Raw genomic sequence first — 23,026 nt, 5'->3', positions numbered from 1 at the left:
GGTCAGCCCAGCCTGCGCCGCACGAAGTCGACCTCCGCCGCCGTCTGCGCGATCGTCTCCGCCACCACCAGCGACCCGTGCCCGGCGTCGTACCGGTACACCTCGTACGCCGCGTCCCGCGCGGCCAGCCGGTCCAGGTAGTTGTCGATCTGCCGGATCGGGCACCTCGGGTCGTTCTCGCCCGCCAGCACCAGCACCGGCGCCCGCACCTCGTCCACGTAGGTCAGCGGCGAGCACAGCCGGTACCGCTCCGGCACCTCCTGCGGCGACCCGCCGAACAGCGCCCGGTCGAACGCCCGCAGCGGCTCCATCTCGTCCTCGTACGCCGCCAGGTAGTCCGCCACCGGCACGCCCGCCACACCGGCCGCCCAGCGCTCCGGCTGCGTCCCCAGCGCCAGCAGCGACAGGTAACCGCCCCACGAGGCCCCGTTGACCACGCACCTGGCCGGGTCCGCGAAGCCCTCGCGCACGGCCCAGTCGTGCACCGCCGCGACGTCCTCCAGCTCCGTCAGCCCCGGCCTGCCCTCGATGGCGTCCCGCCACGCCGAGCCGTACCCGGTGGAGCCCCGGTAGTTCACGTGCACCACCGCGAACCCGGCGTCCAGCCACACCGCCCGGTACGCCGAGAACCGGTCCTCGTCCGCCGCGTGCGGCCCGCCGTGCAGGCTGAACACCGTCGGCAGCGGACCGTCCGGCGCGCCCTCCGGCCTGGCCACCAGCGCGTGCACGTCGCCGACGAACACGTCCCGCAGCTCGGCCGACGGCGGCGGCCGGTGCCCAGGGGGCGAGAGCAGCACCCGGTCCTCACCGGACGCGGTCAGCACCCGCACCACGCCGGGGCGCGCCGCCGACGACCACGAGTACTCCACGTCGCCGTCCGGCCGCACCCCCACCGAGCCCACCGAGCCGTGCGGGGTCTCCAGCGCGGTCAGCGCGCCGGTCGCCAGGTCGTAGCGGTGCAGCGTGTTGCGCGCCTGGAAGGTGTGCACCACCAGCAGCGCGTCCGCCTCCGGGTACCAGTCGGCGGAGATCTCGCCGGGCAGGTCCACCACGACCTCGGTCTCGGCGTCCGCCGCCACGTCCCACACCAGCAGCTCCTCGCGGCCCCGGCGCTCGTGCATCACCAGCAGCCGGTTGTCGCCGCGCACCGGGCTGAACGCGATCGCGTCCAGGCCCTTGCCGGGGCCGTCCCACTTCTCCGCCACGGTCTCGCCGGACGTGGTCAGCACGCGCAGCGCGGTGTGCCGGTTGTCGCCGTGCTCGGAGTGCGCGATCGCGACCAGCGACTCGTCCTTGGACAGCGCGCCGAGGCCTGCGTCGTTCGCGTGCCGGTAGAGCACCTCGGCGGGGCCGCCGGAGCGCGAGAGGTACACGGTCGTGCCGTCGTCGGTGGACGCGCCGATCACCACGACCTCGTCGCCGATGCCCAGGCCCGCCGGGTAGGCGGCCGGGACGTCGGGCACCGCGGGCTCGGCCTTCTCGCCCGTGGCGGTGAACGGCTCGGTCACCCACACGCCGAACTCGTCGCCGTCCGTGTCGGAGAACCACCAGATCCGCTCGCCGTCCGGGGGGAGCGCGGCGTGCGAGGTGCCGTTGGGGCGGTCGGTGACCTTGCGGTGCTCGTCGGACGCCCGGTCCCAGGCGTAGACCTCCCACACGCCGCTGGAGTTCGACAGGTACAGGTTCCGGTCCGGCGCGTCCTCCGCCCACTGGGGCAGGCTCACCCTGGGGGCGGTGAAGCGGTCCCGCCAGCGGGCCTCCGCCTCGGGGGCGGGGAACAGCGGGTCCGGGACTGGAGCTGTCGGGTGCGTCGTCACGCCCCCGATCCTGCCGGCTTCGTCGCGGTGACCAGGTGGTAGTCCAGCAGGCCCCGCTCGGCGGCGACCAGCCAGTTGCGGTCCCACCGCTCGGGCGCGGGCCCCAGCTCCAGCCAGCGGTCCAGGCCGCGCCACACGTGCTCGCCCACGCTGGTGGCCGTGACGCCGTCGAACCCGGCCTCGCGGAGCCGGTCGAGGAAGCCCCCGATCGGGTGGGGCAGGTCGAGGCCGCTCGCGAACGTGGCCAGCAGCCGGGACAGCTCGGGCGCGGCGGACGCGTCGGCGGCGAAGAACGTGGTGACGGCCAACCGGCCGCCGGGGGAGAGCACGCGGGCCGCCTCGCGGGCGAACGCGCCGAGGTCGTCGAAGTGCTGCGCGGCCTCCACCGACAGCAGGCGCTCGAACTCGCCGTCCCCGAAGGGCAGCGAGCCCGCCGACCCGACCGCGAACTCGGCATCGGGCGCAGCCGCGCGGGCCCGCTCGACCTGCTCGGGCTCCTGGTCGACCCCGGCGCAGCGGGCGGGCGACCTGAGCAGCGTCCGCCGGGCCCCGACCCCCTGCCCGCACCCGACCTCCAGGGTGCTGCGGCCGGTGGGGGAGAGGGCGTCGAGCACGAGGTCGTAGAGGGCGGCCTGGGAGGCGACGCGGTCCTCGGCGGTCAGCGGGCCGTCGAGGGGGATGGCCCGCCAGAACCCGAAGTTGATGAAGCCGCCCGCGAAGACGGGCAGCTCGGTGAGCTTCCCGCCCGCGTAGGCGCGGCGGAGCTCGGTGCGGTGGTCGGTGCGGTGGCCGGTCCAGGGGGCGTGATCCACGGGCGAACTGTGCGCGGCCTGGGACGGGCGCGGGAAGCCGATCCCGCACCTGCCACCCCTTCGGGGCAAGGCGGACTTCGGGAGGACGCCGGGGCTCAACTTCGCCAACAACTGCCAACTGTTGACAGTTAACGGTTGGCGGGATGATCGCCGAGTACCGATCCCGCCCGCCGGTAACCGATCCCGCCCGCCGATGGCTGTTCCCGCCCGCCGATGGCCGAGTCCGCCTGCCGGTGGCTGTTCCCGCCTGCCGGTAGCCGATCCCGCCCGCCGATGGCCCAGTCCGCCCGCCGGTGGCTGTTCCCGCCCGCCGGTGGCTGCGGGGGAGTGGCCGCTGGTTGCCTGCCGCTAGCCGCTCATCCGTCAGCGCCCGACAGCGGGAAGACCTCCCGCAGCCCGGTTCGCCATCGTTCGCCGTCGCCCAGCGCTTCAGCGCCCGGCTTCCGTCGCTGCCGAGTTCGCCGCAACTCTGCTCGCCCCCGGCCTGCTGTGCCGGTCCGGCTCTCGCCACCCAGCCCTCCACCGTCCGGGAAGCCCTCCAGGAGCCCGGTGGCCGTCTCGGTCAGCGTGAGGCGGCCACCGGGTGGTCTGCGGGGGGTTCCGGCCGTCGTGGGGCGTTCAGCGGCCGTTCCGGTCCGCCGTTCGGCGGCTGCGCCTGTCCCTGGCCGCCCTGCGGCGGGACGGGGGACCGGTGCGCCGGGCGCCCGGCGCGCGGCGGTCGTCCTCGGGTTCGCGCGGGACGGGGACCCCGGTCGCCCGGACCGGCCCCGCCGGGGGCAGTTCCTCGGCGAAGATCCGGTCCGCCGTCCGCGCGGCCCGGCGCAGCGCGCGGACCGCCGCCGCCCCGAGCACCAGCAGCGCGCCGGTGGCCGCGCCGAAGACGGGGGAGGTCAGGTCCGCCACCAGCCACGCCGCGCCCACCACGGCCAGCGCGAGGGCGACGCTCCCCAGGCCCGTGGTCACCGGGACCGGGGGGCTCTGCGCGGGGGATCGTGGTGCGCGGACCGGTGGTTCGGGGTCCGGGTGGCGGTGGTCGGCGTGCGGGCCTGACGGTGCGGCGGTGCTCATTGCTACTCCTCGCAGGAGCGGGTGCGGTTGTGCGACGCGCGTGTCTCGTTTTTCGCTCCGGACCGCCCTGCTGTTACGCAGAGTCAGTTCAACATTAAAGGTTCACTCTAAAGAGGGAACTGTGTGTAATCGGGTGAAGATCCGTTCACGGAAGACCGGCGAACGCCGCGACCAGCGCCCTGTTCAGCTCCTGGAGCCTCGACTCGTACGTCGGGCCGTCCCCGAGGTCCGGTCGCGCGACCGGAGCGCTCCTGCGCTCGGGCGCGCGCGGAGCGGCGATCGGAGCAACCGCCTGCCGGGGGGAAATCCCGCCGAGGTCACCCATCCGGCGCACCGCGGCCCGCACCGCCGCCGCTGCCTCGTCCCCGGCCCGGTCCAGCTGCCGCCGCCACCGGTCCACCCGCTCCTCGGCGACCGCCTCGGCCGCGGGCCCCCGCCCGCGCGCCTCCTCGACCGCCCACCGCGCCCTCGGCTGGAGCTCCAGCAGCACCGCCCGGTACCCGTCGACCGCCCGCGCCGCCCTGGTGAACTCCTCCGCCGCGCGCAGGCACCGCGCCCGCACCCCGTCGCGCGCCCCGTCATACCCGTCGCGCGCCCGACCGCTCCACTCGTCGGCCCGCGCCCGCGACACCGCCCCCGCGACCTCGCCCAGGGCGTCGGCGACGTGCCGCAACCGCACGACCTCGTTCTCCAGCACCGAAGCGCTGCCCGCGATCGGCTCCCCCTCGTCCCCCGGCACCGGCGGCTACCCGTGCTCGTCGGAGCGCCGCGCCGCCTCGGCGTCCGCGTCCGCGTACGTCGAGGCGGTCTCGTCCAGCCCGCGCGCCAGCTCCGAGGCGTCCGACGCCAGCGCGGCGATCCCGACCCGCGCCGCGTCGTCGAACTCGGCCAGCGCCGCCCCCAACCCCTCGTGCCCGAGCCTGGTCGGGTCCGCCCGGTACTTGAGCGCCGGGCTCCCCACCAGTTCGGCCACTTCCGCGCGCACCGACTCGGCCGCGTCGCACAGTTCACGAGTGTCCACCGCGAAACCGCTCACGGAGCGGACTGTAGCGGCAGGAGAAGTTATCCGGCGCGGTTTCCACCGGGTGAGCGCCGAATCGGCAGCAGCTTTTCCACCTGTTCGGGGAGAAGGGTGAATGTTCTCCCCAGGTCCCCCTCGGGATCGGCCACCGGATTCACCGCGAGACCCGCTCCGGGATGTCGCGCGGTGAGTTCCGCGGCGAGTTTCGGACCGGTGCTGGTGAACGCGAACCCGTCGAACGCCGGGTTCGCCAGCAGGTACTCCCGCAGCCGGGCGCGCGTGCTGAACACCGGCATCCACGCCCCGTGCGCGCCCGCGTCCAGCACCACCGGGCGCCCCTCCGCGTCCCGCAGCCCGTGCAGCTGCTCCTCGCGCGCGAACCGCAGCGCCTGCTCCAGCGGCGACACCGGCTCGCGGAAGCGCCCGATCCGCTCGTCGGCCCCGTCGTCCGGCGGGTCGCCCGCCACCGCCCGACGCTCCGCGTCCAGCCGGGCCAGCACGTCCCCCGGCGGCACCGGCGCAGGTCCGGCCCGCAGCGACGCGATCAGCGCGGGCTGCGCCTCGTCGCCGAACCGGCGCTCCAGCGTGCGCTGCGACAGGTCCAGCCCGGCGTGCAGCCGCCGCTTGCGCTCGGTCAGGTTCAACGCCCACCAGCCGGGGTCCAGCGAGGTGTTGAACCACCCCCGCGCGACGGCCGCCACGGTCTCGTCCAACCCGCCGAACACCCGCTCCAGCTGGAGCACCGCCTTGGCCCTGACCCGGTCGGGCGAGTCGGAACCGCCGATCCCCCACAGCGCCCGCAGCTCGGCCCCCAGCACCCGGTCCAGCCCGGTCCGCCGGACCCCGGTCGACTTGTGCAACGAGCACGCCCGGTCGACCGCGCGCTTGACCTGGTCCACGCGCACCAGGTTAAGCACCCGACCTCGTGATTTGCCAAGGACTCGCCGCGCCGCGCCTTTTCGCCACGGATTCGCCAACCGCGGCGGTTGGCGAGAGCGTGGCGAGCCGGGAAATCGAGTGGCTGGAATCGGCGCGGTGCGAATACCTTCGGAGGCGTCGGAAACACCACTGGGGAACCGAGGGGGGAAAGACCATGGGGGAGCGCACGGCTCGCAACCGCGACATGGCGTAGGCCTCGCGCCCCGGTGGCGAGTCGGCCACCGGGGCGGGGAGGGTCCGGAACGCGGGGGAAGGCGGCGGAGGGGGAAGTGGGGCCGCCGCGCCGTTCCGGAGAAGGTCGGGGCCCGTCCGGGGGGACGGGCCCCGATCGTTTTTGTGGGGTTCGCGAACGAGCGGGGTCCGCCGGTGAGACGAAGGTCACTCCGAGAACGGCCGCCGCCGTCCGGGGGGAGCCTCGGAAAACCTTGCCCTGAAAGCAGTTCAGGCCGGGAGCTTCGTGAGAAGCTCCCGGCCTGAACTGGTCGGGGTGACAGGATTTGAACCTGCGACCTCTTCGTCCCGAACGAAGCGCGCTACCAAACTGCGCCACACCCCGGTGGGCCGAACGAGGTGAACTCTACCGCACAGTCCCACGAACTCCGAAATCGGCACCCCTCTTCGCGTCCGCGTCGTCCTGACCAGCGTCGACGTCGCGGGACACGAGGGTCAGCAGGCTGGCCTCCGGCGGGCAGGCGAAGCGGACCGGCGCGTAGGGGGACGTTCCCAGGCCCGCGGAGACGTTCAGCCACATGTGCGCGCCCCACCGGGACACGCCTCGGGCCCGGCCGCGGTCGAGGTCGCAGTTGGTCACGAGCGCCCCGTAGCCGGGGACGCGCAGCTGACCGCCGTGCGTGTGGCCCGCGAGCACCAGGTCGTAGCCGTCGGCCGCGAACGGGTCCAGCACCCTCGGCTCCGGCGAGTGCGTGACGCCCAGCCGCAGCGCGGCCTTGCCGGGCGCGCCCGCGATCTCGGAGTACCGGTCGCGCTTCAGGTGCGGGTCGTCCAGACCGGCCGCGACGATCCGCTGACCGCCCGCCTCGAACGCGGTGCGCACGTGGGTCAGGTCGATCCAGCCGCGCTCCACCATGGCGGCGCGCAGGTCGCGCCACGGCAGGTCGAGCCCGTGGAAGCGCTTGGTCTTCGCGGACGGCAGCAGGTAGCGCGCCGGGTTCTTCGGGCGCGGCGCGTAGTAGTCGTTGCTGCCGAACACGAACACGCCGGGGAAGTCCATCAGCGGGCTGAGCGCGCGGATCACTCCGGGCACGGCCTGCATGTGCGCGAGGTTGTCGCCGGTGTTGACGACGAAGTCGGGCTCCAGCTCGGCGAGCCCGGCGACCCAGCGCTGCTTGGAGCTCTGGTTCGGGGTCATGTGCAGGTCGGAGACGTGCAGCACCTTCAGCGGCGCCGAGCCTGGGGCCAGCACCGGGATCGTGGCGCGCCGCAGTGTCCAGTGCCTGCGCTCGATGCCCGCCGCGTAGGCGAGGGCCGCGGTTCCGAGTGCGGTCGTGGCGAGCAGTGATCGGCCGAACGTGTTCACCTCCCCGAGGGTAGGCGGTCAAATGATTCGGGGCTCGACGCGGTGCCCGGTAGGTTTGCCCGCATGGCACAGCTCAAGGCGCGGTTGCAGTCCGATCTGACCGGCGCCATGAAGAACAGGGAGTCGGTCACGGCGGGCGCGCTGCGGATGGCGCTGACCGCGGTGACCAACGAGGAGGTCTCGGGCAAGGCCGCGCGCGAGCTCACCGACGACGAGGTCCTGAAGGTCATCGGTCGTGAGGTGAAGAAGCGCCGGGAAGCCGCCGAGGCCTTCGCGAACGCCGGTCGGGACGAGAAGGCCGAGCTGGAGCGCCAGGAGATGGCGATCCTGGAGGCCTACCTCCCGAAGCAGCTCGACGACGCCGAGTTGGCCGCGCTCGTCGACGAGGCCGTCGCCGAGCTGGCGCAGGGCGGCGAGCAGCCGGGCCTGAAGCAGATGGGCCAGGTCATGAAGGCCGCCAACGCGAAGGTCGCCGGTCGCGCCGAGGGCGGCCGGGTCGCCGCCGCGGTGAAGGCCCGCCTGAGCGCCTGAGCCCCCGCCAGGGCTCCTGGAGCAGTCGCGGGGTGATAACCCCGCCCCCGAGCGAAGGAGCGGCGCCGCGAGGATCTCGCGGCGCCGCTCCTCTCGTTCAGCGGGTCGGTCTGGTCGGCCTGGTCGGCCCGCCCGGCTGGGGCGCGCCCGGTGTCCCGCCCGGTTGACCGCCGGGCTGGGTCGGCTGGGTGGGCTGCTGCGGCTCGCCCTGGGTGGGCGGCTGCTGGGTCGGCTGCTCGGTCGGCGCGGGCGGCGGCACGTAGCCGGTGCTCACCAGCAGCGTGATCAGCGTGCCCTGCAGCGCGCTGCCGCGCGGCGTCTGGCTCACCACGGTTCCCTTGGCCTGCGCCGAGTTCCGGCTCTGCTGGGTCACCTTGTACCCGGCTTCCTGGAGCACCCTGGTGGCGTCGTTGACGTTCCTGCCCACCACGTCCGGCACCCGGATCTCGTCACCGCCCTTGAGGTAGCGCGGCTCGACCTTCGGCAGCTGCCGCACCGGCAGGCCCTCGTGGATCTGCGACATGGTGTCGAACCAGGTCCGCGCGGGCACCGTGCCGCCGTAGATGTCGCCGTTCGCGCACAGCCTCGGCTTGCCGGTCACGCAGATCGGCTGCGGGTTGGGGCCGTCGTTGTAGGTCTGCACCGCGCCCGCGTAGTCGAGCGTGGCCCCGATGAACGCCGCCGACTTGTAGTCCTCGGTCGTGCCGGTCTTGCCCAGCATCGGCCGGTTCCACTTGGCGTTGCGCGCCGCCACCGCCGCCGTGCCCGCGCCCTGGTCGTCCTTGGACATGCCCACCGCGAGCCCGTTGGCCAGCTGCTCGTTGACCACCTGCTCGCACGGGGCCTCGTTGACCGGCACGGCCTGCCCGTCGCGGTCCAGCACCTCGGCCACCGGCGACGGCGGGCACCAGGTGCCGCCGCTGATGATGGTCGCCGCCACGTTGGCCAGCTCCAGCGTGCTCACCGACGCCGGGCCGAGCGTGAACGAGGCGTTCCCGCCGTCCTGCTTGTAGAACTCGCTCTGCGACACCCGCAGCTCGCGCTGCTTGGACCTGGGGTCCGGCGGGGTGCCGGAGATGTTGGTGGCCATCGTCTCGCGCATCCCCAGCCGCGAGGCCATGTCCACCACCGGGTCCATTCCGAGCCGTTCCTCCAGGATGACGAACCCGGTGTTCGGCGAGGTCTGGAGCGCCTGCTGGAGCGACATCTGCGAGGAGTACGTGGAGGAGGCGTTGCCGAGGCAGTACCAGCGGGTGTTCGGTTCCCCGGTGCTCCGGCAGCGGTTCCCGCCGCCCTTGAACACGCGCGACTCGTAGAACGTCGGGGTGGGGATGACGTTCTCGATCCCCATGCCCTTCTCCAGCGCGGCGGCGGCGGTGAAGGTCTTGTAGACCGATCCCGCGCCGAACTTGTTCTCCACGCCGCTCGGCAGGTCGAACTGGGTCTGGAACTGGTCGGCCTTGAGCCCGTAGTCGCGGTTCGCGACCAGCGCGACGACCTCGTGGCTCTCCTTGCCCGGCCGCACGACCGCCATCGTGTTGGCGATCCCGCTGGTGTCCTTGGCGACCTGCGCCTCGGCCGCGCGCTTGGCCTTCTGGGTGATGTCGCGGTCGAGCGTGGTGCGCACCGTGTAGCCGCCGATCTTCAGCTGCTCGATGCTGAAACCGTTGCGCTCCAAGTACTCCACGACGTACGAGCAGAAGAACCCGTTCTCCGGGCCCGCGCCCACGCACCCGTTGGGCGGGGTGCGCACCGGCTCGGCCAGCCCGAGCGGCTCGCGCTTGGCCTCGAAGGCCGCGTCGCGCGAGAGCTTGTCGTTCTCGACCATCTTGTCGATCACCTGGTTGCGCCGTTCCAGCGCTTTCTCCGGGAACACCTCGGGGTCGAGCGCGGACGGGCTGTTGACCATCCCGGCGAGCATCGCGGACTGCGCGACGGTCAACTTGTCCGCGGTGGTGCCGAAGTAGGCCTGCGCGGCGGCGGCGATGCCGTAGATCGTCGAGCCGAACGGGACGACGTTCAAGTAGCGGGCGAGGATTTCCTCCTTGCCCAGTTTCCGCTCCAGTTGCAACGAGATGCGCGCCTCGCGCATTTTGCGCGCGATCGTCTGTTCTTGCGCCTTCTGCTGTTCGACCTTGTTGTTCCGCGCGACGACGTGGACAAGATAATTTTTCACGTACTGCTGGGTGAGCGTGGAGGCCCCCTGCGTGACCGATCCGCTGAACTGGTTGGTCAGCGCGGCCCGCGTCGTGCCCTTCCAGTCCACGCCCTGGTGCTCGTAGAACCGGCGGTCCTCGACCGAGACGAGGGCCGCCTTCATCGTGGGGGAGATGTCCTCGGGTGGGACCAGCACCCGGTACTGGTCGTACAGGTACGCGATCGGCGCGCCGTCCCGGTCCGTGATCGTCGTGATCAGCGGTGGGTCGGTCGTCACCAGGTCCGAGGAGATGCTGTCGACGGTGTCGCTCGCCTGGTTCGAGACCACGCCCAGCGCGCCGACGGCGGGGAACAACGCGCCCGCCAGCAGGACGCCCGCCAGCACGCACAGGCCGAGCAGTTTCAGCACGCTGTTCCTGACTCGCACGTGGATCAGCGTAGCCGGGACCGGAACGAGTGATCAGGCTCAAGTAACACCATTACCCGGGATGAGTACTCGTACTCAAGACAGGTAACAGGTGCGCATCCCAGGGTTGGAGGTGGAACCGGAACGCTCTACAGTCCGTCAACGTCCAGGGACAGCAGCCAACGGCGGGCCACTTCGGTGGCGAGCCTACGGCATCCGCGGCAGGGGTGTGGCGGATTTCGAACCGGACACTGTGTGAACCAGAGGTGGGGGATATGCAGCAGCAGGGGGATTGGCGGATCAAGGCGGCGTGCCGGGACGGGGAGCCCGATCAGCTCTTCGTCCGGGGGGCCGAACAGCGCAAGGTGAAGGTCGTGTGCCTGGGTTGCCCGGTGCGCACCGAGTGCCTCGCCGAAGCGCTGGACAACCGGATCGAGTTCGGCGTGTGGGGCGGGATGACCGAGCGCGAGCGCAGGGCGCTGCTGAAGCGGCGACCGGACGTGACGTCGTGGCTCGAACTGCTCGACTCCGCGCGCACGGACCACTACGAGGAGTCGGCAGCGGGCTGATCGCGCCGCGCCGACCAGGGGTTTTCCTACTCGCCCGCCAGCCGGCGGCCGATCTCGCGCAGACCGTCCAGGTCGTGCACGTCGGTTGGCAGGGCGGGGACCCCGACCAGGGGGACACCGGGGTGCGCACGGGTGAACCGCGCCAGCAGCCGCTTCTCGCGGTCCGCGACGGCGACCCGGTCCGCGTGCACCCGGAGGACGGCGGAGGCCAGCGACGGCCCGCCCGCCCGCTCCTCCAGCCGGTCTGCGGTCGCCTCGGCGCCCGCCGGGGCCAGACCGGCCAGCACCGGGTGGGTCCGGTTCGCCACCAGCCCGGACAGCGGCATCTCCTCGGCGGAGAGCCGCTCCACGAAGTAGCTGGCCTCCCGCAGCGCGTCCGGTTCGGCCGCCGCGACCACCAGGAACTCCGTCCCCGGTGAGCGCAGCAGCTCGTAGGTCGCCTGGGCGCGCTGCCGGAAGCCGCCGAACATGCTGTCGAACGCTTGCACGAACGTGGACGCGTCCTGGAGCAGCTGGCCGCCGACGATCGTCGACACGGCCTTCGTGAACAGGGTGAACCCGGTCCCGACGATCTTCATGATGCCCCGGCCGCCCGCCCGCGCGGGCGCCGACAGCATCTTGATCAGCTTGCCGTCGAGCACCGTCGACAGCCGCTGCGGCGCGTCCAGGAAGTCCAGCGCCGACCGGCTCGGCGGGGTGTCCACCACCACCAGGTCCCACTCGTCGCGCGCCACGAGCTGGCCCAGCTTCTCCATCGCCATGTACTCCTGCGTGCCGGAGAACGACGTGGAGATCGTCTGGTAGAAGGGGTTGGCCAGGATCTGCTGGGCCCGCTCCCGGCCCGCGTGCGCCAGCACCATGTCGTCGAACGTGCGGCGCATGTCCAGCATCATCGCGTGCAGCTCGCCGTCGGGCTCGAAGCCCTCGACGACGACCTTCCTCGGCGAGTTGTCCAGCTCGCGCAGCCCCAGCGACTGGGCCAGCCTGCGCGCCGGGTCGATGGTGAGCACCACCGCGCGCCTGCCGCGCTCGGCGGCCCGCAGCGCCAGCGCCGCCGCCGTGGTCGTCTTGCCGACGCCGCCGGACCCGCAGCACACCAGCACCCTGGTCGCCGGGTCGTCCAGCAGCGCGTCCACGTCCAGCCTGTTCACCGCACCCCCCGCTCGACCAGCGACTCGGCCAGCTCGTAGAGGGCGGCCACGTCCACGCCCCCGGTCAGCTCGGGCAGCTCCAGCGTCGGCAGGTCCGCCTCCGCGAGCTTGTCCTTCGCGCGCGCCTCGGCCAGCACCCGCTGCGCGTGGTCGGCGGCCTGCTCGGCCAGCCCGGCCAGGTCCTCGTCGGGCACCACCAGCCCGGCCTCCGCGAGCCCCTCCCGCAGCTCGGCCGGGTCGACCCCGCCCTCGGCGGCCTTGAGCACCGCGTCCGGGGGCAGCCGGTGCGGGCGCGCCCGGTTCACGAACACCGCGCCCGGCCGCAGGTCGGCCCCGTCCAGCTCGGCCACCGCGTCCAGCGTCTCGCGCACCGGCATCTCCTCCAGCAGCGACACCAGGTGCACGGCGGTGTCGCCGGAGTGCAGCAGCGCGACCACGCCCTCGCTCTGCCCCTTGATCGGCCCGACCTTCGCCAGGTCGGCCATGGCGCGGGTCACGTCCAGGAAGCGCACCACCCGGCCGGTCGGCGGCGCGTCCAGCACCACGGCGTCGTACTCGTGGCGGCCGGACTTGCCGACCCGGCGCACGCACTCCTTGACCTTGCCGGTGAGCAGCACGTCCCGCAGGCCGGGCGCGAGCGTGGTGGCGAACTCGATGGCGCCCATCCTGCGCAGCGTCCGCCCGGCGAAGCCCAGGTTGTAGAACATGGCCAGGTACTCCAGCAGCGCGGCCTCGGGGTCCACCGCGAGCGCCCTGACCTCCCCGCCGCCCGGCGCGGACGCGATCCGCTCCTCGGAGTAGGGCAGCGGCGGGCGGTCGAACAGCTGGGCGAGGCCCTGGCGGTTCTCCACCTCGACGAGCAGCACCCGGCGACCCCCGGTCGCCAGCGCCAGCGCGAGCGCCGCGGCGACGGTGGTCTTCCCGGTCCCGCCCTTGCCGGTCACGACGTGCAGCCGCGCGCGGGAGAGTTCGTCGGTCCAGCCGGTCACCGGATCAGCCTATGCGCGGTTCCCACCACTCCGCCGGGCGGTGCGCGATCACCGATCGAGATCACTCCCGTGATCGTCCGCGCCGGGACCGGTGGGCGGGGACCGGGCGGAGCGCTCGGCCGGGCGGCCGGCCGGGGCCGGTCGGCGGGGTCAGTCGGCGGTGGTCAGGAAGACGATCGCCAGCGCGTTCGCGGCGACCAGCGCCCAGGCCACCGTGGACGGCAGCCAGAGCGCGATGAGCAGCGCGACGGCGGCCACCGCGACCAGCCCGATCAGCGCCGCGCGCAGCACCTGCGCGTGCTTGGCGTCCTGCTCGGAGCGCCGTCTGACCCGGTCGCGCACCTGCGCCATGCCGACCAGCACCAGCACCAGCCCGCCGACGATGAAGGCGCCGGTGGCCACGACCCGCCACGTCTCCACACCGATCAAGGTAGCCCCGGGGGCGGGGGTGCGAAATGGCCGAAGGGGCAGGTGACCCGGACGGTCGGGCAGGCCGCCGGGCGCGCGCGTCCGACCGGGGTAGCCGGGGTCCGCCATTCCGGACAGCCACCCCACCCCCCGGACGGGTGTCCCGCGTTCGCGCCAACCACTCAACCGACCTGGAATCCGGTCACCCCCGGTGGTCGGTGCGCGGGCGGTGCGCGCGGACCGACCGGGGCGACGCGCGTCCCGAGAGCCGTTGCGAGAGCAAAACGAAGATCGTTCGGGAAGCCGCTGCGGGCCGGGGAGCCGATCACCGCGCCACCGCCCCGCGCGCCCCCTCGCGCGCGGCCCGCGATCACCCGGACGGCAAAGCCCCAGCGCAACCCCCGCGTCCCGGCCCCGACCCCGCCCCGCGCCGCCGCCGGGACAATCAGCGGACCGCCCGCGGGCGTCCCGGCGGACGCCCGCTGGTCCACCCGCCGCAGCCCGCTCCACCCGTCGCCGACCCCCGGTCTCGGGCGCGCCGGGACCGCCGCGGCGGCTAGGCTCCCGTCATGCAGAAGTGGGAGTACGCCACAGTTCCCCTGTTGACCCACGCCACCAAGCAGATCCTTGACCAGTGGGGCGAGGACGGCTGGGAGCTGGTCAGCGTGCTGACGGGCCCGACCGGCGAGCAGCACGTCGCCTACCTGAAGCGGCCCAAGTCGTGACCTGGACCGACCGCCTCGCCGAGCTGGGCGTGGAGCTGCCGGAGGTGGCCGCCCCGGTGGCCGCCTACGTGCCCGCCGTGCGCACCGGCTCGCTCGTGTTCACCTCGGGCCAGCTGCCGTTCGTCGACGGCGCGCTCGCCGCCACCGGCAAGGTCGGCGCCGAGGTGAGCCCCGAGGAGGCCAAGGCCCACGCCCGGACCTGCGCGCTCAACGCGCTCGCCGCCGTGCACGCCCTCGTCGGGATCGACTCGGTGGCCCGCGTCGTCAAGGTGGTCGGCTTCGTCGCCTCCGCCGACGGCTTCACCGGGCAGCCCGCCGTCGTCAACGGCGCCTCCGAGTTCCTCGGCGAGGTCTTCGGCGACGCGGGCGCGCACGCCAGGTCCGCGGTCGGGGTGGCCGAGCTGCCGCTGGGCGCGCCCGTCGAGGTCGAGCTGGTCGTCGAGATCCGGGAGTGAGATGTCGGACACGCTGCACGAGCTGCTGCTGAGGTTGTCGGGGAGGCTCCCCGACGACGTCATGTGGCGGTTCCGGGACTGGGCCGCCACCGACGCCGTGTCCGTCCTGGCCCGCACGCTGCCCCGCACCCTGCTGCACGACCGGATCGGCCTGACCGACCACGAGCAGCGGCTGCTGGAGAGCGCCCTCGTCCCGCACGGCGCGGACCGCGCGGCCACCAGCTCCATCCGGGCGCTGGACGAGCTGCCCGAGACCGACTTCGCCTTCACCCCGGAGTCGCCCGACCGGGCGGCGATGGGCGACTCGGCGACGGTCGTGCTCGGCGCGACCCTGCGCGGCAGGCCGGGGGTCGGCGAGGTCCGCTCCTCCTGGCGCCAGGTCGGCGGCAAGAACGGGAAGACGAACCGGGTCATCCTGGTCACCGCCACGTCCGGCTGCGCGCGCCTCGCGGGCGAGCTGCAGCGCGTGCTGCGGGCGCTCGGCGAGCACGACCCCTGCGTGGAGGTCCTGCCCGCCGGGCTCGAACCGCCGCCCTACCACCGGGCGGCGTTGGCGTCCTCGGAGCTGGTGTGCACCGGCGCCGAGGACGACGGACACCTGGTGACCGTCTGATGGTCGCCGCTGCGGAGCGGGCCGGAAGGAGAACAGGCGTGGCGCAAGACGGAACGGGACTGCCCGTCCGCCTGCACGACCTCCTGTTGGCGCTGGCGGGCCGCGTTGACGACGACGCGCTCGCCCAGGCGCGGGAGATGCTGGCGGTCTCGGAGCTGGACCGCGCGGTCGACCACGTGGTCGGCTGCCTGATCGCCGGGCGCATCCCGGTCAAGGCCGAGGAGCGCGAGGAGCTGGGCGCGCTGCTGGGCGAGGTCCGCTCGGACCCGCTGCTGGCCGACCGGTTGCTGGCCGTGGAGACCCTGCCGCACATCAGGCACCGGTTCACGGCCGACTCGGACCCCACGAAGGACCTGGCCGACGTGCTGGGCCGGACCGCGTCGGCGCTGCCCGACGTGCGCTCGGTGCGCTGCACGTGGCGGTCCAGCCCGGCGGGCGCGACACCGGGACCGCTGCCGCAGCGCGTGGTCCTGGTGGACATCGGCCCCAAGGGCTTCCCGACCGCCACCGCGTACCGGTTGGACGCGGTGCTGCGGAAGGCGGGCATCCGGGCCTCGGTGGAGGTGCTCACCGTCGGCAAGCCGATGAACGAGTACCACGCCGCGGCGTCGTCGTCCTCGCGCGAGGTCTACTTCCCCTCGGCGCCGCTCGGCGCCAAGGGCGAGGCACCGGACAACGCCGCCTGGTTCGACGGCGAGGTCCGGGACAAGGCACCGGTCATCGAGCCGGAACCGGTGCCTGCCGACGACAACCAGAACGGCTCGACCAAGTCCCGACGTGGCCGCGACGAGGCGTTCGAGGCGATCCAGCCGTTCCCCCCGAAGCCGGTCAAGCGCACCACCGCGCGCGACCAGGCCCAGAAGGAGGAACCGGCCCCGCCCGCGACGCCCAAGCAGCAGACCCCGCCGCCGCCCCCTCCGCCCCCACCGCCGGTGGCGCCCCCGCCCGCCCCCAAGGCGGCGCCCGCGCCCCCGCCGGTGGTCCCGGCGGCTCCCCCGGCGGCCCCGCCGCCGGTGGCGCCCCCGGTGGCTCCGCCGCCCGCGCTGCCCGAGGACTCGCCGTTCTCGCGCGCCGAGGTGACGATGGAGCTCAACCCGGAGGACCTGGCGGCGCTCCAGGCGGCGCTGGCCGACGGGCAGGCGCCCGCCTCGGTCAACCTGCCGCCGACCGTGGACGCCAAGCTGAGCGACCGCGAGCGGGCGCTGCTCCAGCAGCTGCACGAGGAACTGGCCCAGCGGGAGCAGCAGACCTGGCCGGGTGGGGCGGAGTACGTCAACGGCGTGCCCAAGCCCAACAACGGCAAGTTCTCCTGACCCGCGCCTCCGGGGCCTAGTCAGCCAGGCCCCGGAGGTCGGTCACCAGCGCGGCCCTGCGCGCCTGGTCGAGCTGCCGGTAGGGCTCCGACGCGGCCAGGTCAGTCACCCGCTCGTCCTCGCTCGTCGAGCGGTGCTCCGCTCCCGCCACCACCTCGTGGCGCACGGCTGCGGGGTGCGCGGCTGCGTGGCGCACGGCTGCGTGGTGCGCGTCCGCGCGGTGGTGGCGCAGCGCCCTCAGCAGGTCGAACAGCCGCGCCTGCGGCGACGTCCCCGTGCGCGCGGCGGCCATCGGGTGCTCCACCACCAGCTCGACCACCGGCGGGTCCGGCCACAACCGCTCCACCGCCTCGGCGTGCGCCGCGTTGACCGCGCGCAGGAACTCCGCGCACCTCGGCGTCGCCCGCACGTCCCCGCCCACCACCAGCCACTCCCGGTCGGTCAGCGCGGCGGTCAGGCCCGGCGTGCGGCGGTGCAGCGCGCGCACCACCCCCAGCGGCGCCGGACCGCGCGCCAGCAGGCTCGCCAGGTCGGCCAGCACCCGCACGTGCGGCGACCGGGCCCCCGACGCGGCCAGCAGCGCCGCCCCGCGCCGGTGCGCGGCGGGAACCAGCCGGTGCAGCTCGACGGCGACCTCGGCGGCGGACGCGCAGGCGTCCGCCTCGTCCAGCGCCCGCTCGACCAGCCCCCGGTCCACCGACGCGGCCCGCCCGCCGCGCGGCCCGTCCCGCCCCCACACCGCCAGCGCGCCCGCGTGGTGCGCCTCGGCCTCCCGCCACGCGCCCCGAGCGGCGCAGGCCAGGCCCGCCGCGTAGCGGGCTAACCCGTCCACCGAGCTCACGCCAGCGCCCTCACCTCGGCGATCACCCGCTGCAGGTGCAGCCCCCTGCGCACGTCGCACGGGTGCCGCACCGCGCCCGACGCCACCATCCCGACCAGGTCGTCCAGCAGCGCCGCGTAGCAGTCCCGCGCCGTCGAACCCCGCCCGGCCAGCACCCGCCTGCCGTGCGCGCCGAACACCTCCAGCTCGGCCACGCCGGGCGACACCGGCACCGACATGCCCAGCGCCGCGCTGCTCACCGCGCCCGACGCGTGCTCCAGCAGCACCTGCCACAGCCCGCCCGCGCAGCTCGCCGCCCGCACCCCGGTGATCTCCCCGAGCGCCGCGTCCAGCAGGTCGAACGCGTGCGGCCCGACGTCGTCCAGCGCGCCCCGCTCGTGCCGCCACGGCGACGCCGAGTACGGCCCGCCCAGCAGCCCGCCGCCGACCCAGCGCGCCGCGCCGCCGGTCCAGCCGCCCAGGTCCCGCCAGTCCACCAGCTGCTCCCGCGTCTCCGGCGCGAACCGCCTGGTCAGCATCACCAGCGCGGCCACCCGAGCCCCGTCGACCGCGTCCACCAGCTCCCGCGCGCCCGCCACCGACTCGGCGACCGGCTTCTCCAGCACCAGGTGCCTGCCCCGCCCGGCCGCCGCGACCGCGATCGGCGCCTGCACCTCGGGCGGCACCGCGAACGCGACCGCGTCCACCTGCTCCAGCAGCTCGTCCACCTCGCGCACGGCCACCGCGCCGTGCTCGGCGGCGAGCCCGGCGGCCACGTCGTGCCGCCGCCCCCACACCGACACCAGCTCGACGCCGGGGTGCGCGGCCAGCCCCGGCGCGTGCACCGCCCTCGCCCACGGACCCGCGCCGACCAGCCCCACCCGCAGTGGTTCGCCCACGACCGTCACCAGACCTCCCGCTAGCAGTAGTCCCCGGCGTACTTGGACTCGGGGACCGAGATCCGGCCCCCGTCCGGGAAGACCAGGTCGAGCCCGGTCTCGGTGTACTCGACCTCGGGATTCGGCTCCCACCCGGTGGGAAGCTCGACCACGTGCGCCCGGTCCACGCAGCCCAGCCACACCTCGTGCGTGGTGCCGCCGAAGAACCGGGTGCTCTCCTTCACGTAGACCCCCGGCCTGCTCCCGTCGGTCGGCTCGCTGCTGATCACGCTGGTCGAGGGCATGAACAGCAGCACGCCCGTCACCGCGGTCAGCGCCACCCCGCCGAAGGCGCCCGCGAGCAGCGCGGCGAGGTTGACCAGACAGCCCTTGCCCTTCGTCTCCACGATCTCCATCCTGCCCGGTGTCGCGGGGCGTGATCAGCCGTACGCTCGCGGTCGTGCGAGAACTCCCCGAGGAACTCGTCCTGCCCGCCGGCGCGGTCCCCGAGACGCCGCCGGACCCGCCCGCCCCCACCAGGGACGCGGCGTCGGTGCTGCTGGTCCGCGACGGCGAGCGCGGGCTGGAGGTGTTCCTCCAGCGCAGGGTGCTCGGGATGGCCTTCGCGGGCGGCATGACGGTGTTCCCCGGCGGCGGGGTCGACCCGCGCGACGCGGACACCTCGGTGGAGTGGTCCGGGCCGCCCCCGTCGTGGTGGGCCGAGCGCTTCGGGTGCGCGGAGGAGGTGGCCCGCGCGCTGGTGTGCGCGGCGGTGCGGGAGACCTTCGAGGAGTCCGGGGTGCTGCTGGCGGGCCCGTCCGCCTCGGAGGTGGTCGCGGACGCGGGCGCGTACTTCGCCGAGCGGCGGGCGCTGGAGCGCAGGGAGCTGTCCCTGGCGGCGTTCCTGGCCGGGGCGCGGCTGGTGCTGCGCGCCGACCTGCTGCGACCGTGGGCGAACTGGGTGACCCCGGTGCAGGAGCCGCGCCGCTACGACACCCGGTTCTTCACCGCCGCCCTGCCCGAGGGCCAGCTTGCGGACGGGGTGACCAGCGAGGCGTCCGACGCGGTGTGGCAGCGCCCGGCCGACGCGATCGCCGACTGGGAGCGGGGGCGCAGGCTCCTGCTGCCGCCCACGTGGGTGTCGCTGGCCGACCTGGCCGAGCTGGGGTCGGTGGCCGAGGTGCTGTCCGTGGAGCGGGAGGTGGACCGGGTGATCCCGAAGCTGGTGCGGGACGGCGACGTCGTGCGGGTGGTGCTCCCGTGAGCGGGCGGCCCGCCGAGGGGGAGCGGTTCGAGCACCCCGCGTACGGCGTCCTGCGGCCGGTCACGCCGGAGGCGGCGGTCCTGCTGGCGGACAACCCGTCCGTGATGACCCTGGACGGCACGAACACGTGGGTGCTGCGCGCGCCGGGCGAGGAGTCCTGCGTCGTGGTCGACCCCGGCCCGAGCGACGAGGCGCACCTGGCCCGCGCGGCGGGCTTCGGCCCGGTGGCGCAGGTGCTGCTCACGCACGGGCACCCCGACCACGCGGAGGGCGCGCGCGAGTTCGGCGAGCGCGTGGGCGCCCCGGTGCGCGCGCTGGACCCGGCGCTCCGCCTCGGCGACGAGGGCCTGGCGCACGGCGACGTCGTGGCGGCGGCGGGCCTGGAGATCCGGGTGGTCGGCACCCCCGGCCACACCTCGGACTCGCTGTGCTTCCTGGTCGGGGACGCCGTGCTGACCGGCGACACGATCCTGGGCCGGGGCACCACGATCGTGGCCCACCCGGACGGCAGGCTGGGCGACTACCTGGGGTCCCTGCGCCTGCTGGCCGACCTGCCGCCGGGGACCGCCGTGCTCCCCGGCCACGGCCCCGAGCTGCCCGACGCGGCGGAGGCGGCGAGGCGCTACCTGGCGCACCGCGAGCAGCGCCTCGCCCAGGTGGCGGCGGCCCTGGAGGCCCTGGGGCCGGGCGCGACGGTGCGGCAGGTGGTGGAGGTGGTGTACGCGGACGTGGACCGCGCCCTGTGGCCCGCCGCGGAGTGGTCGGTGCGCGCCCAGCTGGAGCACCTGCGCCGCTGACCCGGTCCGCCGCCGCCCAGCTCCGCCGCCGCCCAGCTCCGCCGCTGCCCCGGTCCGCCGCTGCCCCGGTCCACCGCTGCCCCGGTCCACCGCTGACCCGGTCCGCCGCCGCGCCGGACCCGTGGGCCAGCCCACTCGCCGGATTCCGCCGTTCCCCCACGTCACCCGCGCCGCGCTGGGTACCGTCCTGCCGCCGACGCAGGGGGGACCACCATGACGACCAAGCGCGCACTGCTCACCGCGCTCACCGCCACGACGCTGGCGCTCGCCGGGTGCACGACGCTGGAGCCGGGCAGGCCGGTGGCCGCGCCGGGCGCGAGCGCCCCCGCGAGCACCTCGGCGAAGCCCAGCACCTCCGCCAAGCCGAGCGCGTCCGGCAAGCCGAGCGCGTCGAACGCCGCGCTCACCGAGATCGACGTCTGCGGCCGGGTGGCCGCCGACCTGATGACGCTGGTGCCCCAGGTGACCGGCAAGCAGGGGAAAGCGACCTGCGCGCAGGAGCCGACCGAGCTCAACAAGGCCGGCTACCCCGCCCAGGAGGGCCAGTTCACGATCGACGGCAAGGTCGTCATGGCGATCGTGATGACCGTCTACCAGGGCGTCCTGGACATGCAGGGCTACGTCAAGTTCCAGCTCGACCAGAACCCCGGCAAGCTGACCGCCTACGACGTGATGAGCCTGCCGGGCTACTCGGGCCAGTCGAACTTCAAGGACCTGAAGTTCGTCATGGGCGCCGCCGCGGGCGTGAACGGCGACATGCACACCGGCCAGGTCCTGCTGGAGCAGCAGCCCGACGAGCTGGGGATGTCCACCACCGCGTTCCTGCTCAAGCTGACCATCGACGACTGACACGCCCTAGGCGGGCAGGAACCCCATGACGATCACCAGCCCCAGCATGGGCACGGCGAACGCCGCGTCGGGCAGGTCGTCGGTGGTGCCGATCTCGACGGCGAGCGCGTCCGAGCCGATCGCGGTCACGCCGCCGACGTGGAACTTCGCCGAGGTGTCCGGCGCCCGGTACCAGAACCCGGCCTTGCCGATCTCCGCCTCCTCCACCCGGATGTTCCCGCTGGGCTTGAGCCGCTCCAGCACCTCCGCCACCTTCCCCGCGCCGCCGGGGTGCTGGCTGTAGAGCACCCGCATGACCGTCTTGCCCGCCGGGTCGCGGTAGGTGGCGAACTGGTGCCTGACCCCGGAGTCGTCGGTCTTCGGCTCGTCCTCCTCGCAGGTGAGCGTGATGGACCGGTCCAGCACCGAGCCCAGCGTGTCGGCGGCGCCCTCGGGCTCGATCCGCGAGCAGATGTCGAACCCGCCCGAGATCCGCCGCGCGCTCGCCTGCGCCGACGTGCTGGCCCGAGCGCTGCCGGAGGCGGTCGCCGAGGCCGGGACCACCACGTCCCCGGCGACGGGTGTGCCCGTCCGCTGGATCGTGCACGCGCCGAGCACGAGCGCGAGCGCGGACGTGGCGGCGGCGACGGGCGCCACCTTCTTGAACGACATCGCACGGCCTCCCTGAACGCGGACCGGCCGCACGCTACCCGCCCGAGGTTGCGCTGAACGGCCGAACGGGCAGGCCCGTCCGGTGGTGCGCCCCACCCGGCGGGGACCGGGGGTCCGGCGGTCACCGCCCGGCGGGCCTCCCGCTCACGGCGTCCGCAGCGGCACCACCAGGTACGTCAGCCGCACCCCGTTCGCGTCCTCCTCGGCCGCCAGCACGGTCGAGCGCAGGCCCGACTGCATCCGCAGCTCCACCCGCCGCCCGGCGAACGCCCGCAGCGCGTCCGACAGGTACCGGATCTGGAAGCTCCGGCTCAGCAGCCCACCGCTCACCGACGCCTTCACCGACTCGCTCGACTCGCCCGCCTGCGGGTCGCTCCCGCGCACCCGCAGCTCGCCGTCCTCGGCCGCCAGCTCCACCGCCCCGTGCGCCCCCGCGTACGGCGCGGCCCTGCGGACCGCCCCGGCCAGCTCGTCCGCCTCCAGCAGCACCGCGCACTCGCCCTCGGCTGCCAGCAGCTTGCGCGCCCGCTCGTCCGGGAACGGCGCGGCCAGCAGCGCCGTGCCCGCGCTCCCACCCGGCCAGCTCAGCGCCAACCGGTCGGCGTCGGCGCGCAGCTCCACCCGCCCGTCCCGCCCGGCCTGCTTGGCCACCTCGGCCAGCTGCGCGGCGGGCGCCAGCGCGTCCAGCTCCCCGCCCTCCCACGGCACCGACGCGAACCCCAGCCGGTACCGGTCCGAGGTGATCAGCTCGACCCGGTCCCCCGAGGCGTGCACCCGGACGCCCGTGAACACCGGCAGCGCGTCGTCCTTGGACGCCGCGGTGGCCACCGCGCCCAGCGCCGACGCGAACGCCCCGGCGGGCGCGGTGCCCGCCACCGGCGGCAGCTCGGGGATGCCGGGGTGGTCGGCCAGGTCGAGCAGCGGCAGCGCGAACCGCGCCGACGCCGTGCGCACGGCCAGCCGCGAGCCCTCCACGACCAGCCGCACCTGCGGCGAGTCCAGCGCCCGCAGCGTCTCGGCCAGCGGCTTCGCGGGCACCAGCGCGGCGCCGTCGGAGTGCGTGGTGGCCGACCGGCTCAGCCGCAGCGACCGCTCCCGGTCGCTGCCCGACAACTCGACGCCCGCCGCGCCCGCCCTGAGCACGACGCCCGCCAGCACCGGGTCGAGCACGCGACCGGGCAGCAGGCGGGCGATGTCGGCGGTGGCGGAGGCCAGTTCCGAGGTGGTGGCGGTGAGGTCCATCCCCGGAAGCTAGC

At 74.5% G+C, this 23,026-nt stretch carries 25 protein-coding genes and 1 tRNA gene; 9 read left to right on the top strand and 17 right to left on the bottom strand.

Annotated elements, in window-relative coordinates; all coding sequences use genetic code 11:
• Positions 1-2 precede the first annotated feature (2 nt).
• From LV78_RS25095 to LV78_RS25060, 8 genes are all read right to left on the bottom strand, one after another.
• A complete protein-coding gene (locus LV78_RS25095) occupies positions 3-1,817 on the bottom strand; it encodes a S9 family peptidase (RefSeq protein WP_253848073.1) in 1,815 nt (604 codons plus the stop codon).
• Positions 1,814-2,629, bottom strand: a complete 816-nt coding sequence (locus tag LV78_RS25090) for a class I SAM-dependent methyltransferase (protein WP_253848072.1) — start codon at positions 2,627-2,629, stop codon at positions 1,814-1,816. Before LV78_RS25090 ends, LV78_RS25095 begins: the two co-directional genes overlap by 4 nt.
• Positions 2,630-3,247: 618 nt before the next feature.
• Positions 3,248-3,697, bottom strand: a complete 450-nt coding sequence (locus tag LV78_RS25085; RefSeq protein WP_253848071.1) for a hypothetical protein — start codon at positions 3,695-3,697, stop codon at positions 3,248-3,250.
• Positions 3,698-3,842: 145 nt separating this feature from the next.
• Positions 3,843-4,436 carry a putative T7SS-secreted protein gene (locus LV78_RS25080; RefSeq protein WP_253848070.1) on the bottom strand — a complete coding sequence of 198 codons (594 nt, stop codon included), beginning with the start codon at positions 4,434-4,436 and terminating at the stop codon, positions 3,843-3,845.
• Between the two features lie 6 nt (positions 4,437-4,442).
• Positions 4,443-4,733: a hypothetical protein gene (locus tag LV78_RS25075; RefSeq protein ID WP_253848069.1), complete on the bottom strand. Its 291-nt coding sequence runs from the start codon at positions 4,731-4,733 to the stop codon at positions 4,443-4,445.
• 26 nt (positions 4,734-4,759) lie between these two features.
• Positions 4,760-5,617: a hypothetical protein gene (locus LV78_RS25070; RefSeq protein WP_253848068.1), complete on the bottom strand. Its 858-nt coding sequence runs from the start codon at positions 5,615-5,617 to the stop codon at positions 4,760-4,762.
• Between the two features lie 519 nt (positions 5,618-6,136).
• A tRNA-Pro gene (locus tag LV78_RS25065) sits at positions 6,137-6,213 on the bottom strand.
• 21 nt (positions 6,214-6,234) lie between these two features.
• A complete protein-coding gene (locus LV78_RS25060; protein ID WP_253848067.1) occupies positions 6,235-7,194 on the bottom strand; it encodes a metallophosphoesterase in 960 nt (319 codons plus the stop codon).
• A gap of 63 nt (positions 7,195-7,257) precedes the next feature.
• Between LV78_RS25060 and LV78_RS25055 the strand changes: the two genes are divergently transcribed.
• Positions 7,258-7,725: a GatB/YqeY domain-containing protein gene (locus tag LV78_RS25055; RefSeq protein WP_253848066.1), complete on the top strand. Its 468-nt coding sequence runs from the start codon at positions 7,258-7,260 to the stop codon at positions 7,723-7,725.
• 97 nt (positions 7,726-7,822) lie between these two features.
• Here LV78_RS25055 and LV78_RS25050 read toward each other — a convergent pair whose 3' ends face one another.
• Positions 7,823-10,309 (bottom strand): transglycosylase domain-containing protein, encoded by a 2,487-nt coding sequence (locus LV78_RS25050; RefSeq protein WP_253848065.1) that lies wholly within the window; start codon positions 10,307-10,309, stop codon positions 7,823-7,825.
• A 254-nt stretch (positions 10,310-10,563) separates the two neighbouring features.
• Between LV78_RS25050 and LV78_RS25045 the strand changes: the two genes are divergently transcribed.
• A complete protein-coding gene (locus tag LV78_RS25045; RefSeq protein ID WP_012782868.1) occupies positions 10,564-10,857 on the top strand; it encodes a WhiB family transcriptional regulator in 294 nt (97 codons plus the stop codon).
• Between the two features lie 26 nt (positions 10,858-10,883).
• Here LV78_RS25045 and bagB read toward each other — a convergent pair whose 3' ends face one another.
• The 3 genes from bagB to LV78_RS25030 form a co-directional block, all read right to left on the bottom strand.
• Positions 10,884-12,008: an ATPase BagB gene (bagB, locus tag LV78_RS25040; RefSeq protein WP_253848064.1), complete on the bottom strand. Its 1,125-nt coding sequence runs from the start codon at positions 12,006-12,008 to the stop codon at positions 10,884-10,886.
• A complete protein-coding gene (gene bagA / locus LV78_RS25035) occupies positions 12,005-12,997 on the bottom strand; it encodes an ATPase BagA (RefSeq protein WP_253848063.1) in 993 nt (330 codons plus the stop codon). The genes bagB and bagA overlap by 4 nt, the downstream gene beginning before the upstream one ends.
• 150 nt (positions 12,998-13,147) lie before the next feature.
• Positions 13,148-13,417, bottom strand: a complete 270-nt coding sequence (locus LV78_RS25030) for a hypothetical protein (RefSeq protein WP_253848062.1) — start codon at positions 13,415-13,417, stop codon at positions 13,148-13,150.
• A gap of 557 nt (positions 13,418-13,974) precedes the next feature.
• Here LV78_RS25030 and sp36 point away from each other — a divergent pair.
• Genes sp36 through LV78_RS25010 form a run of 4 tightly spaced genes read left to right on the top strand, consistent with a single transcriptional unit; the run spans position 13,975 to position 16,511 of the window.
• Complete coding sequence (gene sp36, locus LV78_RS25025; protein ID WP_012782872.1) at positions 13,975-14,130, top strand: Sp36 family protein; 156 nt, start codon at positions 13,975-13,977, stop codon at positions 14,128-14,130.
• Positions 14,127-14,585: a RidA family protein gene (locus LV78_RS25020; RefSeq protein ID WP_253848061.1), complete on the top strand. Its 459-nt coding sequence runs from the start codon at positions 14,127-14,129 to the stop codon at positions 14,583-14,585. Before sp36 ends, LV78_RS25020 begins: the two co-directional genes overlap by 4 nt.
• 1 nt (position 14,586) lies before the next feature.
• Positions 14,587-15,198: a hypothetical protein gene (locus LV78_RS25015; RefSeq protein ID WP_253848060.1), complete on the top strand. Its 612-nt coding sequence runs from the start codon at positions 14,587-14,589 to the stop codon at positions 15,196-15,198.
• 38 nt (positions 15,199-15,236) lie between these two features.
• Positions 15,237-16,511 carry a hypothetical protein gene (locus LV78_RS25010; protein WP_253848110.1) on the top strand — a complete coding sequence of 425 codons (1,275 nt, stop codon included), beginning with the start codon at positions 15,237-15,239 and terminating at the stop codon, positions 16,509-16,511.
• A gap of 16 nt (positions 16,512-16,527) precedes the next feature.
• Here LV78_RS25010 and LV78_RS25005 read toward each other — a convergent pair whose 3' ends face one another.
• The 3 genes from LV78_RS25005 to LV78_RS24995 are packed head-to-tail and all read right to left on the bottom strand — an operon-like array spanning position 16,528 to position 18,625.
• A complete protein-coding gene (locus LV78_RS25005) occupies positions 16,528-17,352 on the bottom strand; it encodes a hypothetical protein (protein ID WP_253848059.1) in 825 nt (274 codons plus the stop codon).
• Complete coding sequence (locus LV78_RS25000) at positions 17,349-18,230, bottom strand: Gfo/Idh/MocA family protein (protein WP_253848058.1); 882 nt, start codon at positions 18,228-18,230, stop codon at positions 17,349-17,351. Before LV78_RS25000 ends, LV78_RS25005 begins: the two co-directional genes overlap by 4 nt.
• Positions 18,231-18,250: 20 nt before the next feature.
• Entirely contained in the window at positions 18,251-18,625 is a 375-nt protein-coding gene (locus LV78_RS24995) for a hypothetical protein (protein ID WP_253848057.1), read from the bottom strand.
• 44 nt (positions 18,626-18,669) lie between these two features.
• On the opposite strand from LV78_RS24995, the gene LV78_RS24990 reads away from it, so the two are divergent.
• The 3 genes from LV78_RS24990 to LV78_RS24980 all read left to right on the top strand — a co-directional run bounded on the left by LV78_RS24990 (position 18,670) and on the right by LV78_RS24980 (position 21,119).
• Positions 18,670-19,473, top strand: coding sequence for an NUDIX hydrolase (locus tag LV78_RS24990; RefSeq protein WP_372494991.1), 804 nt, complete (start codon positions 18,670-18,672; stop codon positions 19,471-19,473).
• The gene (locus LV78_RS24985) at positions 19,470-20,270 is read left to right on the top strand and encodes an MBL fold metallo-hydrolase (RefSeq protein ID WP_253848056.1); all 801 of its coding nucleotides are present in this window, start codon (positions 19,470-19,472) and stop codon (positions 20,268-20,270) included. The genes LV78_RS24990 and LV78_RS24985 overlap by 4 nt, the downstream gene beginning before the upstream one ends.
• A gap of 213 nt (positions 20,271-20,483) precedes the next feature.
• A complete protein-coding gene (locus LV78_RS24980; protein ID WP_253848055.1) occupies positions 20,484-21,119 on the top strand; it encodes a hypothetical protein in 636 nt (211 codons plus the stop codon).
• Positions 21,120-21,125: 6 nt separating this feature from the next.
• Here the strand turns inward: LV78_RS24980 and LV78_RS24975 are convergent, their stop codons facing one another.
• Together LV78_RS24975 and dnaN are read right to left on the bottom strand one after the other, a co-directional pair.
• Positions 21,126-21,770 (bottom strand): hypothetical protein, encoded by a 645-nt coding sequence (locus LV78_RS24975; protein ID WP_253848054.1) that lies wholly within the window; start codon positions 21,768-21,770, stop codon positions 21,126-21,128.
• A gap of 144 nt (positions 21,771-21,914) precedes the next feature.
• The gene (gene dnaN, locus LV78_RS24970) at positions 21,915-23,012 is read right to left on the bottom strand and encodes a DNA polymerase III subunit beta (RefSeq protein WP_253848053.1); all 1,098 of its coding nucleotides are present in this window, start codon (positions 23,010-23,012) and stop codon (positions 21,915-21,917) included.
• Between the last annotated feature and the right edge of the window lie 14 nt (positions 23,013-23,026).

The organism is Actinosynnema pretiosum, assembly GCF_024171695.1.
Taxonomy (GTDB): Bacteria; Actinomycetota; Actinomycetes; order Mycobacteriales; family Pseudonocardiaceae; genus Actinosynnema; species Actinosynnema pretiosum.
The sequence above is the reverse complement of the archived record's forward strand: the minus strand, read 5'-3'. Positions and strand labels throughout refer to the sequence as shown.